This window comes from Paraburkholderia sp. Cpub6, from assembly GCF_014201065.1.
Lineage (GTDB): Bacteria > Pseudomonadota > Gammaproteobacteria > Burkholderiales > Burkholderiaceae > Paraburkholderia > Paraburkholderia tuberum.
This window is the reverse complement of sequence record NZ_JACHDM010000014.1, coordinates 165,189-178,857: the sequence shown is the minus strand read 5'-3', so window position 1 is coordinate 178,857 and position 13,669 is coordinate 165,189. Positions and strand designations below refer to the sequence as shown.

Sequence of the window (13,669 nt, the reverse complement as noted above, 5' to 3'; positions counted from 1 at the left end):
GCAACAAATGGTCCCAGCAAAGGCCGCGCGATACCGGCTACTAACCGGACATGACATCCCTATGAGCGAGAAATCTGTTGCACACAAGCCTTGACTGGTTATTCAAGACTAAAATCATTCTGGACCTGGACATTGATCCAAATCATGTCGTCAGGGTGGGGACAGGGAAGACTTGACGACATTGCGGTGCCCAATCGCGGCGCCTCATGCTTTCACCAAAGAACACGGGTAGTTCCAGTGGCGCCGAATGCGGCGTCGCCAGGGCGCCAAATTAGGTCTGTTTGCGAAAAATCGCATTCAACGAGAACGCGGCAATCAATGTGAGTCGGTGAAACCCAGGTTGATTCAGATCAAGGCCGGTGCGCGGGGCTTGGAGTACTTGTCGTGTCGTGAGACATTCGGTTGGGAGTCGGGAGATGCGTATATTCGACAGTAATTTTTTGCGTCGGCGGGGGCGCGCGCCTTCCGATCAAGGCAGGCGAACGCACGAAGCGGTTGCTCGTGTGCTTGCGATGAATCCGGGCTTGAGGTATGCGCCTCACTGCGAAGAGCGGCTCAGCCGCGCGCTGAAGACATCACTGGAGTACACGGACAAACTCGTCGCTTCTTTGCCGCCGGCGTGTGCTGCCGATGCCCACGCATGGTCATCCGATCCAGCGATTCGGGCCTTCTTTGCGACGCCCGACGATCTTGCGCGAGCGTTTAGCCGCTCAGACGCAATGCGCGACTATTTTGAAAGACAGGCCGATGCGACGGAAGGCTATGCCGTTCTCGGGATGGCGATGACCGAGCGGCACGTGTTGGGCGTCGCGCAGGAAGGGGGTTCTATCCGTCACGACGTTCCCCAAACCACACTGTGCTTCGGTGACCACTGGGTCAGAATCTGCAGCGACTCCGAAGCGTCGTTACGCGCAGAGATCGGACGCCGAATGGTCGACCAACTGGCGCTGGAGGGTGTGGCGAGTCTTGCTACCAATCGGCGCAAGCTGGTGAAACAATCGCGTGACCTGCTCGAGAAGCGAGTCGCCCTGCTGGAACGGCAAGGCACGGGTATGCGGGCCGTCCTTGGCGTGCCACCCGTTACCGAAACAGACGAGTTGGCTCGTATTCAAGCCGAGATGAAAGAAAATGCGCAAGCACTTGCCAAGCTCAGGGTGCCCGGGAAGCAAGGCGAACGGGAATTGGACGGTGTATGTGATGTGCTTTCGAAACCGTCCGAACATCTCTACGTCAAGAGCAGAAGCATCCGCGTCGACATGATGAATGTCGTGCAGCCCGAAGGCAGTATGGCGGGGCGGCTAGTCGAGTTTCATTTTGCCTGTATTCCGGGCAATCCCGCTATAACCCGGGCATTCGTGCTAGCGCGTTTCCCGCGTTGCGAATTGCTGCGTGGGGGACTCCACATCGATGCCGCGACGCGGGCTATCTGAAATGCGCTCAGCGGTACCACGGGTGGTCTCCGCGAAGTAGCCGCGGAAGGCCACTGATTTGACGCTAGTCAAGCAAATGCGATTGATGAGCCGATACACTGGGACTCTGATCGCGTGGTTTACCTTGTCGCAGAGGCTCGTCCCTCGTGGATCTGGACTCATGCTCACCTGCCCGTCATGCCACGTTCGCTACAATCAATCGATTTGGCGCTGCTGCTCGTATCGGCCGCAAGCCTGCTGGCAGGACTTTGTTTCGCCGCGGCTGGCAGGAGCGCTATAGCTCGTGCCCTATGGGCGGCTGGCGCCTTACCGGTTCTGCTCGGGTTATTGGTATCCATCGTCAAGTCGCTGAGGCGTCATGAAGCGGGCGTCGATCTACTCGCTCTGCTTTCCATCGGTTTCGCGCTGGGCCTCAGCGAATTTCTGACGGCAGCGGTAATTGCCTTGATGCTCGCGAGTGGACGGGCTCTCGAATACTACGCCGAGGAACGGGCGCGTCGCGAAATGACCGCGCTACTGAACCGAACTCCGCGGCACGCCAACCGCTTCCAGACTGGCGAATGGCGCCGGGTCGAACTGGACACTGTGCGTCCCGGCGATCGTCTGCTCGTTCGCAACGGCGAGCTCGTACCCGTCGATGGCTCGCTGACGGTTCACGCACAGTTGGATGAATGCACCCTCACTGGGGAGTCCGCAATTCAACAGCGATCGTCGGGCGAATCGGTGAGCAGCGGTGTAGTCAACGTGGGTGCCACATTCGAGGTGGTCGCCGCGGCGAGCGCTGCAGATAGCACGTTTGCCGGAATCGTCCGCATGGTGCAGGCCGCGCAGCATGAGCGTAGTCCCGCGGCGCGTCTTGCCGACCGCTACGCGCTGCTCTTCGCGCTTGCCGCGCTGATGATAGCCGGAGGGAGCTGGCTCGTTACCGGCGAGGTGGTGCGGGCGCTCGCGGTGCTGGTCGTTGCAACGCCTTGCCCGCTGATTCTCGCGGTGCCGGTGGCAGTCGTCTGCGGCATGTCGCGTTGCGCCCGACGTGGCGTGTTGATCAAGGGCGGTGGCGCACTGGAAAATCTTGCGCAAGCCAGCATACTGTTCTTCGACAAGACGGGAACGCTGACAAGCGGACGCGCACGCCTTGTCTCCATCGAGACCGGTCCAGGTATTTCAGCCGAGACCGTTTTGCGCTTCGCTGCGTGTCTCGGTCAGGCGTCTGCCCATGTCATTTCCGAAGCAGTGACGACGGCCGCACGCGAGCGAAATCTTGTGCTGTCGGCGCCTTGCCAGGTTGTGGAGCAGCCTGGCGCCGGCGTGCGCGGCGAAGTGGAAGGCCATGCTGTGGGAATCGGAACGTTTGCCTATGTGTTGTCACTGGCATCACCAGCGCCCTGGAGCGCAGCGTTCCTTCAGCGCGTGGCGTATGGAGGCGCGTCCGCAGTATTCGTCTGCGTGGACGGCACCATGGTTGGCGCTCTCCAGATGGCCGATCAGATCCGTCTCGAGACGCCACGGGCGCTTCGCCTGTTGCGGCAGGAAGGCATCCGACGCTTCATCATGCTCACCGGCGATAGACGCGACGTGGCGGAGACAATCGGCGCGACGCTCGGCCTGACGGAAGTGCTGTCGGAACAGACGCCTTCGGGCAAACTTGAAGCAATTCGGGCAGCGCAACGGGAAGGCACGGTCATCATGATCGGCGACGGCGTCAACGACGCACCCGCGCTCGCGGCCGCCGACGTAGGCGTAGCGATGGGTGCGCGCGGAGCAGCGGCGTCGTCGGAGGCAGCGGACGTGGTGTTGCTCGTCGACCGGCTGGATCGGCTCGTCGAGGGATTACGGATAGCACGTCACACAAGGCGGATCGCCTTCCAGAGCATGATTGCAGGGGTGGCTCTGTCGTTTGCTGCGATGGCCGTCGCCGCCTTCGGGTTTCTGCCTCCTGTACTGGGTGCAATGATTCAGGAGGTCATCGATGTGGCCGTTATCGCGAACGCGCTGCGTGCCTTGCGGATACGTTCGACGGCGACTGCCGGCTCCCTGTCCCGTAGCGACGCAGACCGACTCAGGAGCGAGCATGTCGAGCTCGGTCCGGTGATGGAGCAAATCAGGGAACTGGCGGACGAGCTGCCTCTTTTGCCGGGAACCTCAGTGGCGGGTGCGCTTGCCGGCATGAACGAATTGCTGAGGCGTCATCTGTTGCCGCATGAACAGCGCGACGACCAGGAGGTTTATCCGGGCCTCGCACGTTTGATCGGCGGGGAAGACCCGATGGCGGCAATGAGCGCCATGCACCGCGAAATTTATCGGATAGCCCGTTTGCTCCGGCAGATGACGGACGACGTGCCACCGGAGGGACCCAATGCCGCTAGCCTGTGTGAATTCCAGCGTCTGCTGTACGGGCTCGATGCGATCGCACGTCTGCATTGCGCGCAGGAGGACGAACTGTTCCACGCGCTTGGGGACGGTGCATGAAGACTCAACACGAAGCTCCGACGCGCGGGAATCGGCATGACGTGACTCGCACATGCAGTCGGGGATACCCGGTCGCGACAGTGTACCCCCGTATTCGCGCATTCACTCCGTGCGCATTGCGCTCATGAGCTGGAGGTGGCGTCGCTCGAGTGGATGAGCAGGAGTGGCGTTTGCGTAATCTGCACGACCCGCCCTGCGACGCTGCCGAGGATCCAGCGTGTCATGCCACGCCTGCCATGTGTACCCATGACGATCAGTTGCGCGTCCCAGCCGTTCGCCTCGCGCACGATGGCATGAGCGACGTCATCGTTGGTTCTGGCTGTCCTGACGAGCGCCGTCGTGATCCGCGCCGACACGCGCGCAAGAACTGGCTCCGCAGCGGCTAGGGCATGCTTGCCTTCGTCGACGAACGCGTCCTCGAACGAATCGATGGGGAACAGATCGGAGACGCGCACAGCGCGATCGATCACATAGACCGCTCGCAGGTGGGTGTCGGACGTAGCGAACCGTATTCCGTACTGGAGCTGGGGCATCGACTGAAGACTTCCGTCGACCGCAAACAGGATGCGCTCGGGCAGGTGGTCATGCATCGCGCTGTAGTTCTGAGGGACGACCAGAATCGGGCATCGCAGACGTGTCGACAGTGGTTCGGACACCGTGCCCTCGACCCACCGCTGCAACCCGTGGTGTTGACGCGCGCCTACCACCATCAGGTCTGCTCTCCATGAGTCGGCCGCATCAATAGCAATGTGCAGCGCGCTGATTTCGCCAACGCTGCTAGCCGCATCCACTGACTCAGCCACGCCACAAGGCGCGGCCACGCCTCAAAGCCCCGATACCGCAGCGTTCGACAAGAGTCTGGCGGAGTTCAATGAACTGATGAGGACGATGCAGTCGCAGATGAACGAGATTCGTCAGACGCAGGATCCGCAGGCACGCCAGAACCTTCTGCAAAAACACTGGGCCACGATGCAGAGTGCAATGGCCACGATGCGAGGCGTGTGGGGACCTGGGATGATGGGGTATGGTGGAATGCATCGCGGTATGACGGGACCGGGAATGATGGGGGGCGGTTGGGGCCACATGGGAGGGTATTACTCCCGTCTTACGCCGGAGCAACTGCGGCAGCGGCAGTATATGACCGACCAGTACCTCCTGATGCAAGAGGAAATGATGAACAACATGATGTGGCAACAGCAGTACTGGATGGCTCCTCCAACCTCGCCCAGGTAATAGCTGGAATAGCTGGTGTAGCGCCGGCGAATTCCAGCGCTATACCTTGTGGTGGATCCGCCCGCGTGGGCTCTCGTCCGTTGTCGGGACAACGGACGACGGTTCACCTCGGTACGCGCTATTCCAGCGTCAGCACGATGCGCCCGTCCACCTTGCCTTCCCGCAGCGCGCCCAACACCGTATTGATGTTCTCCAGCCGATCATGGTGGATATGCGCGTGCACGCTGCCCTCGGCCGCGAAGTCGAGCGATTCCTGCAGATCGCGCCGTGTCCCGACTATCGAGCCGCGCACGGTGATGCCGTTGAGCACGGTCGAAAAAATCGGCAACGGGAAGTCGCCGGGCGGCAGCCCGTTCAACGACACCGTGCCGCCGCGGCGGAGCATGCCGAGCGCCTGCGCGAACGCGCTGCGCGAGACGGCTGTTACGAGCACGCCGTGCGCGCCGCCGATTTCTTTCTGGATCAGCGCCGCCGGGTCTTCGGTTTTCGCGTTGATCGCGAGCTTTGCGCCAAGCTTGCGCGCGAGTTCCAGTTTGTCGTCGGCGACATCAACGGCGACGACGTGCAGGCCCATTGCAATCGCGTATTGCACCGCGACGTGACCAAGCCCGCCGATACCGGAGATCGCGAGCCACTGACCCGGACGCGTGTCGGTCATGCGGATGCCTTTGTAGACCGTCACGCCGGCGCAGAGGATCGGCGCGATTTCATCGAAGGCTACGTTGTCGGGGAGGTGGCCGACATAGTTCGGATCGGCCAGCACGTACTCCGCGTATCCGCCGTTGACCGAATAGCCGGTGTTCTGTTGTTCGTGACACAGCGTTTCCCAGCCGCTAAGGCAGTGCTCGCAGTGGCCGCATGCGGTGTAGAGCCACGGCACGCCGACGCGGTCGCCTTCCTTGACCGCAGTCACGCCGCTGCCGACCGCAGCGACATAGCCGACGCCCTCGTGCCCGGGGATGAACGGCAGGCTCGGCTTGACCGGCCAGTCGCCGTCGGCTGCGTGCAGATCGGTGTGGCAAACGCCCGAGGCCTTGATGTTGACGAGAATCTGTCCGGGTCCCACCTCCGGGACAGGCACTTCTTCGATGCGCAGCGGCGCGCCGAACTGGTGGACGACGGCGGCTTTCATGTGACGGGTCATATCACGCTCCTCGAAATGGCCTGTCCAGTATTCATTCGACGGGAGACCTCGATGTTGACGAAGGTCAAGTGAAGCGAACGACGACAGTTATGCGCATGGGTGGTTCGAACCGAAGTTCACCTGCGCGAGCGCTGGCGCATCGGCCGCCAGATGCTTGCGCTGTCAGATCAAGACGTTCGTTGCAGAGGTCAAGCACGTCGGCGAACGCTACGTCGACTTCTTGATCGGCGCCCGGCATCGAACTGGGCCGACATGCGTACATCAGAAGCAGCGCAAACAGAATTGAAGCGATCGGTGCGGATCTCCGCGAGGTTCACGCGCAGGCAATGCCACAAGCTTTGATCGGGATCAGTTTTGATGCGGGGCACATCGCTATCGTGAATGCATTGCTGACCTGATCGTGGAGAGCGCGACGTGCCGAAAGCCGCGAGCAAAGCCTCTCAAAACACCGCGCCGCCTACGACTACGGTCGGCGCAAGCGGGCGCGTGAGCACCGTGCGCGGCGCGGTCGTCGATGTCGAGTTCGACACGCACGAACTGCCGCCAGTCGACACCGCGCTGTGGATCACGCGGCCGGACGGGACCGCGATCCTCGCGGAAGCGCAGGCGCACACCAGCGAGCGCGCGCTGGCGTTGCAGGCCACCGCGGGCCTCGCGCGCGGCGCCGCCGTGCGGGTCGGCGCGGGCCCCATCGAGGTGCCGGTCGGCGACGCGGTGCTCGGCAGACTGCTCGACGTCGCCGGTGTGATGCGCGACGGCGGCGCGCCCGCGCCCGAGACCGTGGAACGCAGGCCGATCCATCGCGCCGCGCCGCCGCTCGCGGCGCAGCGCGGCGCCACGCGGCTGTTCGAGACCGGCATCAAGATCGTCGACCTGCTGACGCCGCTCGCGCATGGCGGCAGGGCGGCGATGTTCGGCGGCGCGGGCGTCGGCAAGACAGTGCTCGTGATGGAGCTGATTCACGCGATGGCCGCGCGCTACGGCGGCATGTCGGTGTTCGCCGGCGTCGGCGAGCGTTCCCGCGAGGGGCACGAAATGCTGTCGGACATGCGCGGCTCGGGCGTGTTGCCGCGCGCCGTGCTCGTCTACGGACAGATGAACGAACCGCCTGGCGCGCGCTGGCGGGTGCCGCTCACCGTGCTGGCGGGTGCCGCTCACCGCGCTGACGATCGCCGAGTACTTTCGCGACGAGCGCGGCCAGAACGTGCTGCTGCTGATGGACAACGTGTTTCGCTTCGTGCAGGCGGGGGCGGAAGTATCGGGGCTGCTCGGGCGCATGCCGTCGCGGGTCGGCTATCAGCCGACGCTCGCGAGCGAGGTAGCAGCGTTGCAGGAGCGGATCGTGTCGGTGGGCAACGCGGCGGTCACGGCGATCGAGGCCGTCTACGTACCCGCCGACGACTTCACCGCCCCCGCCGTGACGACGATCGCCTCGCACGTCGACAGCATGATCGTGCTGTCGCGCGCGCTCGCCGCCGAGGGCATGTATCCGGCGATCGATCCGCTCGCGTCGTCGTCGATCCTGCTCGATCCGCTCGTCGTCGGCGCGGAGCACGCGGCCATCGCCAACGAGGTGCGACGCCTACTCGAACATCAGCGTGAGCTGCAGGACGTGATCGCGTTGCTCGGTATCGAGGAACTCGGCATCGACGACCGGCGCGCCGTGCAGCGCGCGCGCCGTCTGCAGCGCTTTCTGACGCAGCCTTTCGCCGTCACCGAAGCGTTCTCCGGACAGCCCGGCAGAACGGTCGCGCTCGCCGATCCGCCCGCCGGTGAGCGCGCCGCGTCGTCGCCGCGCGTTGACGATCGCCGCGAGTGATTGACCTCGATCAATTGCACTGCTCCCTTGCGCGCTAGTCTGGGTGCGAGTGCTTGCGTGCGTCGCTGAGGACTGCGCGAGAAACCCGATTATTCTTTGGCGTCAAGGCGGTTTCGCGTCGATGCGATTTGTGGAGGGCACCGGCCATGAAAGCGGACAGTCAATTGCGTGAGGAAGCCGAGGACCAGTTGGCGAAGAATCCGGCGATCGATGCAAACCGGATCGGCGTCGCAGTCGCCGACGGCATCGTTACACTGAGTAGCCAGGTGCCCACCTACGTGCAGAAAGTCGCCGCCGAAAAATCCGTGCTCGGGATCGCCGGTGTCGTCGCCGTGATCGTGCATATAGACGTCGTACTGCACGAAGCCGACCCCAGTAGTGACGAGAACCTCGCGCTGAGCGCGAGCGCTGTGCTCGACTGGATCGCGGGCCTCGAGAAAAGCGCGGTCAAAATCAAGGTGGAAAGGGGCTGGATGACGTTGAGCGGCGAGGTGCGGGACGGTTATCGCAGCCGCACTGCCGAGAAATATTCACGGACAAGGCCGGCCTCGCGCCCCTGTTCAGACTGGCAGGGCCTTCGCGACAGAACGCTCTCCCGGGCGGCGAGCGGGAAACCTGGCCGTCGACGTAGAGCGCGCGCTTCTCGCGCGAAGCGATCTAAGTCCATTTCTGGCTCTCACGGAGGTGCCGATACGGTCCGCTCGCAGGATATTCGCGGACGGGCGGTAGCGCATCAAAGCCAGCGCAGAACGACCGGACTTCCTGGTTGACGCCGTCCAGATGCTGCCATTTTGGTATAAAATGGATGCCAAATGGCAGGAGGTGAAAATCGTGAATCTTACCGGAAGGGTGTCCGCCGACTCACTGCTCGGAGGTCGCACTGTATTCCCGCGCGCGCCCCGATCGGGTCTTGAGTGGGTGGACGTGGTCCGCCATGGGATTTCAGCGCAGGCACTCGACGCCATGCTCAGGTCCATCGGCTTATCGCAGGCGGAATTGGCGCAGGCGCTCGACATTCCTGAGCGAACGCTGGCGCGTCGAAAGCGGGAAGGTGTGTTAAGTCGTGAGGAGTCAGCAAAGCTGCTGCGGCTTGCGCGGGTGGTGGCGCGTGCTGCGGAGGTTTTTGAGGATCTCGACCCGGCGCTCGCCTGGCTCAAGACTCCGATCGCCGCGCTGGAGGGTGCGACACCGCTCAGCCTTGTGGATACCGACATTGGCGCCGATAGTGTGATGGACACGCTCGGGCGCATCGAGCATGGCGTGTTTGCGTGATGCTCACGGTATGGCGGGTGGTCACCGAGCGGTATGCGGATACCGCTTTTTCCGGAGAAGGCGCGCGACTGTACGGTGGCCGGTGGAATCCCAAAGGCGTCGCGATGGTGTACACAGCGCAAACGCAATCGCTGGCGCTCCTGGAGATGCTGGTTCAGGATTCACCGTTGCGTGCGCACTATGTGATGATTCCAGCCAGATTCCCCGAAAGAATCGTGGAACGTATCGATCCCGCCAGTTTGCCTGCCGACTGGCGGGACATCTCCACGCGCGGTGAACTGCAGCAGGTCGGGGCCACGTGGTCGCAGACGCGCACCGGTGCCGTGCTGGCCGTTCCCAGTGCAGTCGTTCCTGCTGAAACCAACTATCTGCTCAATCCCGATCATCCCGATTTTGTCCATGTCGAAATCGGGGCGCGTGATGAGTGGCTGACCGATCCACGGTTGCTGCGGCGCGCTGCGGCGCCGGACTAGCGAGCGGCGAGTGAGTGTGGACCAACGAGCCCAAGGACATCCAAGCCCAAAAACTTGACATAAAAGAAATGATCGCAGTTACATTTGGCATCTTATTATCAACAATTTATATGTAAGTTGTCCTGATTGACTGTTAAGAATCCTACCAATCGCTGCATACCGATCAACATCCAAGACGGATACTGGAAGTCGATCCCGGGGATATCGAGCCCGCGCAAGCGTAATATGACTGCCGCCGCGTCACCTCGTTTCATTCATTGTTGACCCCAAAAAGGGACCTCGCGGTGAGATGACTCTGAAGTGCAGGTGGCAAGACTCGCGGCTCAGGGCTTGGAATGATCGGCTACTTCTAACTAGATTTGCAGCGAAGCCATGGCTTCGACGAGCTCTGTCAGCTCTGCGGCGGATTCAATGAATCTAGTCGTATCGAACAACTCGGTCCCGAGTTGCAGCTGAATCATCCTAGGCTTCACTCCGAGCTCTTCGAGGATCTTTGCACAGGTATGTCGGAACGAGTGAGGCGTGACATTGCCGAGCAGCAGGGCGAATGAAGGATCGGTCGGCGCTATCATTTGCTGTGCGATTTTGACAGCTGCCCGTACGTCGTCGTAGACGATCTGGTCCGTGAGAAAGTGCCGGTGTGCACCTTGCTCACCCCATACCGGCAACAAAAGGGGCGATTCGTTACCGATGAAATGTTCGCTCGCACCAAGCGCTCGACGGTATCGCTGCAGCGCGCTGAGCGCGGCTTCATTCACGGCAATGATGCGCGTTATGTTCTTTCCTCCGATCTTCATGGTCCAGCTCTGCGCGCCTGTCAACCTATTTTCGTGGAGACGGATATCGCGCAAGCAGACACGTGGCAGCTCGTCGCGACAAAGCCCGGTGTTGGCAAGGAAGCGTAGGGTGAACAATTCCCGTTCCGCTTTCGCCTTCTTCCATCGATCCGAGGGATCAATTGAATCGACGTGCTTCTGGAGCACGTTCGCGAATCTGCGAAACGCAGATAGAGTTAGAACGCTCGTCGTGGATGCCGCTTGATTGCGGACCGCATGATTCTTCTGCCCGTGATACGGGTGACTGACAACAAACGGATCCCTGACGAGGTAGCCTATCGCGACGAGCCATCCAAAGAAAACACCGATGACCTTGCGCGCATACGTCCTACTGCGCTCAGACAGCGGACCTTCGAACGGATGCCAGTCAGCCGTTGACCGCCGCCCGTAGCGTTTGCCGCACCAGTCTGGATGTGGGGCCGTCAGGAACTCATCGTAAGCCTCGATGTCTTCCGTCCTGACCGACGCGAGTCCTTTTCGCTGGAAGATCGTGAGCCACCCGCAGAAACGGTCGAGTTCTTTTCTGTACGCGCGCTGCGTACGAGGCGCGTCGTCATACGTGCGAAGCCAAGCGATGAGAGCGTCCATGTCGGTTAGTGCATCACCAAGCTTGCACATCCCGGAAGGGGCGCGGTTGTAGCCGCGCTGTTCCTTCTCGTAGGCGCAGGGTGGTGCTTCAGCGAGGTCTTCAAATGGCAACGGTTTGACCGCCACCGCGGGTGCGCCCGTGTTTGCGCGCTGGTTTTCGTCGCTGCTACGCCGCGCCATTCCAGACATCTCCGGTTTGTATAACTTCGAGCTGTCCCAGTCAAAAGTCGCCCAGGTACCGTCAGTCGGGCAGCTCGACGACGAAAATCGACCCGCTCCAACTTAAATTATTTTTGAGTTCTTGGACTGGAAAACCATCTGAGGTTATTCGTTGCCGGACGGAAAAGTTCAGTCTTCTCGGAGGGACGCAAACTTCGGAAACAACTCGTCAACTCTCTCAGGTAATGCGCTATGGAGGTGCAAATCCACGTTGAAATGTCAAAAAGTTCGATTTTTAGGTTCTCCGGCTAAGCCTCGAGGACATCGATACTAACGATTGAACAATCCGCACGCCAACCGTGAACACGACATTATAGTACTAATGTCGTGTTAAGTAGTGAATTGCGTAGTATATGGTGCGTTTTACGTTGTATTATCAACATATCCATATTCCCCCAAAAGCCGCTTCCACCATGACCCTCGAAGCCGACATCGAAGTCGTCCGTCAAAACGCGTCCGACACGCAGACGCTTTATCGCGAGGTCTGCGCGTTGCTGTTTTTCCGTTACGGCGAAACACCGACCGCGAACCGCCTGTACCAGCTGGTGCGCAAAGGCAGCATGAGCGCGCCGGCCAAAGCGTTGCGCGATTTCTGGACCGACGTGCGCGACAAGACGCGTGTGGACGTCGGCCGTCCGGACTTGCCGCCCGAGGTCGCAACGGCTGCCGGCGAATTCGCGGCCCAGCTGTGGCGTCTGTCGAGCGACGCCGCGAACGCCACGCTCGACGTGTTCAGGCAGGACGCGGACGCCCAAATCGCCGCCGCGCAAGAACAGGCCAAGCAAGAGGACAGGCAGCGTCAGGACGCCGTCGACAAAGCCGAACAGGCGGCCAACGATGTCGCGACCCTGCGCGCGCGGATTGCCGGACTCGACGCGCGCATCGTCGAGCTGCAGACGGCCAACGACATGCTGACGGCGCAACTGGCGACATCGAAGGAAGAAATCGCGGCAGGAGCCGCCGCGCTCGCCGATGCCCGCCGCGATTTCGCCGACGAACTCGCGAAGCTGCGCCGCTCTCACGAGCAGAACGAGCAGCGGCTCGCCGCGGCGGAAAAGCGCGCTTTGCTCGAAATCGACGGTGAACGAGCGGCGGCGCAACGTCTGCGCAAGGAGCTCCAGGCGAGTCACGAGCGGGCGGCGACGCTCGAAGCCGAATCGCGGGCCGAGCGCGACGCGATTCGGGACGAGTTGGCCGCATCGAAGGCAGAACTGGCTGCCTCCGCTGCACGGCATGCCGCGACCCGCGGGCAGCTTGCGGAAAAGGATGCGTTGCTGGCCGAACGCGTGGCGGCGACCGACCTGTTGCGCGAGCGTATCGACACGCTCTCGCGGCAGATCGAGACGGCGCGAACAGAAAAAACGTCCGCGCGCCCTGCCCGCCGCGCCCGCGAAACATCACCCGTGCAGGGCCGCGCGATGGTGGGCTTCTCGGGCGCACCGTTCGTCAAACGTTCGACCAACGCCAAACCACGCGAAGACTGAGGACTGCCAGCGTCCCGGCGGCATGTCACCACGCGAGTCGCGATAAGTGGTTACACCTGGTGACGTTCGATAAAAAGTGATCGTCATGGGGCGGCGGCACCCGCCGCCCGCGCGCAACGCTGCGTCAGAAGCGCGGATGACACTCGAAACTGACCGACGACCCGTGCTCGGTCATCGCGCTGACGCCGCTGACCGTCTCCGTATTCACGCTGCTTTGCATACCGCGACGATCGCAGTAGTCGCGCGCCTCGTTCATCGCGAGTTCGTGCGCGCGCGCCCAGGCCATGCGTCCTCCGGTCGCGCTGGCGGCGACCGTGTAGCTACCGGGCTTGCCGCTCGCGACCACATCCGTGCTCGACGCGCACCCGACGAGACTCGCGCACGCGAGCGCCACCGCCGCCACCCCGCGCATGCGCGTGGGCAGCGGCGCCCTCTTCCTTTGCGTGCTTTCCGCTCGCGCGACGGACGCGACTTCGCGTACCCGCACCGTTTTGCGCGCCTCAGCGAGCATGTCCGAACCCTGATTCGACATCGTGGATCACCTGCATTTTTAACTGATTAGTCAGGCAGCAATTATCCGGAATCGTTCGCCCAAGATCAGCCGATACAACCGAAAACACTGTTGCGCGAGTCCTAACAATGGACGCGAGCGCCACGCCGCGACGGCGTCGGCAATGAGCGGACCACATGGTTCACAAAAGA

11 protein-coding genes and 2 pseudogenes are annotated in these 13,669 nt (G+C 62.0%); 8 read left to right on the top strand and 5 right to left on the bottom strand.

The genetic code is table 11. The annotated features are described in order from the left end of the window. The first annotated feature begins 416 nt into the window (after window positions 1-416). Both HDG33_RS22940 and HDG33_RS22935 read left to right on the top strand, forming a co-directional pair. Window positions 417-1,430, top strand: a complete 1,014-nt coding sequence (locus HDG33_RS22940) for a hypothetical protein (RefSeq protein WP_184033747.1) — start codon at window positions 417-419, stop codon at window positions 1,428-1,430. A 177-nt stretch (window positions 1,431-1,607) separates the two neighbouring features. Next, a complete protein-coding gene (locus tag HDG33_RS22935; RefSeq protein WP_184033744.1) occupies window positions 1,608-3,899 on the top strand; it encodes a heavy metal translocating P-type ATPase in 2,292 nt (763 codons plus the stop codon). A gap of 122 nt (window positions 3,900-4,021) precedes the next feature. Here HDG33_RS22935 and HDG33_RS22930 read toward each other — a convergent pair whose 3' ends face one another. Both HDG33_RS22930 and HDG33_RS38085 read right to left on the bottom strand, forming a co-directional pair. Next, complete coding sequence (locus HDG33_RS22930; protein ID WP_311548372.1) at window positions 4,022-4,555, bottom strand: universal stress protein; 534 nt, start codon at window positions 4,553-4,555, stop codon at window positions 4,022-4,024. Window positions 4,556-4,564: 9 nt separating this feature from the next. Further along, window positions 4,565-4,609: pseudogene (locus HDG33_RS38085) on the bottom strand (hypothetical protein); the annotation flags it as partial. 37 nt (window positions 4,610-4,646) lie between these two features. Here HDG33_RS38085 and HDG33_RS22925 point away from each other — a divergent pair. Then, window positions 4,647-5,132 (top strand): hypothetical protein, encoded by a 486-nt coding sequence (locus tag HDG33_RS22925; RefSeq protein WP_184033742.1) that lies wholly within the window; start codon window positions 4,647-4,649, stop codon window positions 5,130-5,132. 118 nt (window positions 5,133-5,250) lie between these two features. Here the strand turns inward: HDG33_RS22925 and adhP are convergent, their stop codons facing one another. Beyond that, a complete protein-coding gene (gene adhP, locus HDG33_RS22920; RefSeq protein ID WP_184033739.1) occupies window positions 5,251-6,276 on the bottom strand; it encodes an alcohol dehydrogenase AdhP in 1,026 nt (341 codons plus the stop codon). A gap of 486 nt (window positions 6,277-6,762) precedes the next feature. On the opposite strand from adhP, the pseudogene atpD reads away from it, so the two are divergent. The 4 genes and pseudogenes from atpD to HDG33_RS22900 form a co-directional block, all read left to right on the top strand. Then, a pseudogene (gene atpD, locus HDG33_RS22915) lies at window positions 6,763-8,092 on the top strand (F0F1 ATP synthase subunit beta); the annotation flags it as partial. 149 nt (window positions 8,093-8,241) lie between these two features. Then, window positions 8,242-8,865: a BON domain-containing protein gene (locus tag HDG33_RS22910; protein WP_184033734.1), complete on the top strand. Its 624-nt coding sequence runs from the start codon at window positions 8,242-8,244 to the stop codon at window positions 8,863-8,865. Between the two features lie 10 nt (window positions 8,866-8,875). After that, window positions 8,876-9,367 (top strand): antitoxin Xre-like helix-turn-helix domain-containing protein, encoded by a 492-nt coding sequence (locus HDG33_RS22905; protein WP_260330568.1) that lies wholly within the window; start codon window positions 8,876-8,878, stop codon window positions 9,365-9,367. Beyond that, window positions 9,367-9,840: an RES family NAD+ phosphorylase gene (locus HDG33_RS22900; RefSeq protein WP_184033824.1), complete on the top strand. Its 474-nt coding sequence runs from the start codon at window positions 9,367-9,369 to the stop codon at window positions 9,838-9,840. The genes HDG33_RS22905 and HDG33_RS22900 overlap by 1 nt, the downstream gene beginning before the upstream one ends. Window positions 9,841-10,193: 353 nt before the next feature. On the opposite strand, the gene HDG33_RS22895 is transcribed toward HDG33_RS22900, so the two are convergent. Next, window positions 10,194-11,444: a tyrosine-type recombinase/integrase gene (locus HDG33_RS22895; protein WP_184033731.1), complete on the bottom strand. Its 1,251-nt coding sequence runs from the start codon at window positions 11,442-11,444 to the stop codon at window positions 10,194-10,196. A gap of 452 nt (window positions 11,445-11,896) precedes the next feature. Between HDG33_RS22895 and HDG33_RS22890 the strand changes: the two genes are divergently transcribed. Beyond that, a complete protein-coding gene (locus tag HDG33_RS22890) occupies window positions 11,897-12,967 on the top strand; it encodes a DNA-binding protein (protein ID WP_184033728.1) in 1,071 nt (356 codons plus the stop codon). A gap of 124 nt (window positions 12,968-13,091) precedes the next feature. Here the strand turns inward: HDG33_RS22890 and HDG33_RS22885 are convergent, their stop codons facing one another. Next, on the bottom strand, window positions 13,092-13,499 hold the full coding sequence (locus HDG33_RS22885; RefSeq protein WP_184033726.1) for a hypothetical protein: 408 nt from the start codon (window positions 13,497-13,499) through the stop codon (window positions 13,092-13,094). Between the last annotated feature and the right edge of the window lie 170 nt (window positions 13,500-13,669).